The organism is Streptomyces sp. SID14436 (assembly GCF_010548465.1).
Taxonomy (GTDB): Bacteria; Actinomycetota; Actinomycetes; order Streptomycetales; family Streptomycetaceae; genus Streptomyces.
This window is the reverse complement of record NZ_JAAGMD010000618.1, coordinates 1-726: the sequence shown is the minus strand read 5'-3', so window position 1 is coordinate 726 and position 726 is coordinate 1. Positions and strand designations below refer to the sequence as shown.

Genomic DNA, 726 nt, shown 5'->3' with positions numbered 1-726 from the left:
CCGACCTGGTGCGCACGCCGCCCGTCGACGGCACACGCGCGTACGTCGGCAGTGTGGACGCGTTCGCGCGGCGGGTGCCGCTGCGGGCGGCGGCCATGCTGCTGCGGGCACTGCGCGACAGCGACGCGCGGTCGGCGGCCCGGCTGGAGCACCTGGTGGCGTCGTGGAGCGATGCCTTCGCCGTGCGTTTCCGGGCCCGCTGGGTGCCCGTGGAACACCAGGTCGAGCACCAGGCGCGCGCGGTGGTGGCGGCGGCGCTCCACGCGCGCGAGCGGGCGCGGTGACAGCGCCCGCCCGGCGGTCTCCTCGGGCCGGCTACGGCTCGTCGGCGGTGAAGACGGAGCCGGTCCGTGCGGCCATCACGCAGGCGTTGGGGAAGGTCTCCGTGTAGGCGACCGGGCGGCCCCGCCACACACCGCGGGCCTGGACGGTCACCGGGGCGTGGACCATCGTGCAGAACACGTCCTTGGGCGGGATGCCCGCGATGCGGCCGTCCGCCGCCTCCAGTTCCGCGCAGGCGTCGGCGGCCCGCCGGTGGCCCTGGGGCGGGTCGCAGAGCAGGAGGGTGCCCTGCGCGGTGACGGAGGGGGTCTCGCCGGGCCCGACGGTGAGGTACAGCCAGTTGTCCGGGCCGGTGGGCCGCGGGGCGGCCTGGGCGGGGGCGGCGCAGGTGAGGAGGGCGGCCGCCGCCAGCAGGGCGCCCCCGAGGGCTCGCCCGCCCCGCGG

The 726-nt window shown here is 78.5% G+C and carries 1 protein-coding gene and 1 pseudogene; one reads left to right on the top strand and one right to left on the bottom strand.

All coding sequences use genetic code 11. The features are described 5' to 3' along the window. Positions 1–284, top strand: a pseudogene (locus G3I53_RS21745) (3-hydroxyacyl-CoA dehydrogenase); the annotation flags it as partial. Between the two features lie 31 nt (positions 285–315). On the opposite strand, the gene G3I53_RS21740 reads toward G3I53_RS21745, so the two are convergent. Further along, positions 316–696, bottom strand: a complete 381-nt coding sequence (locus G3I53_RS21740; protein ID WP_164438685.1) for an SSI family serine proteinase inhibitor — start codon at positions 694–696, stop codon at positions 316–318. Between the last annotated feature and the right edge of the window lie 30 nt (positions 697–726).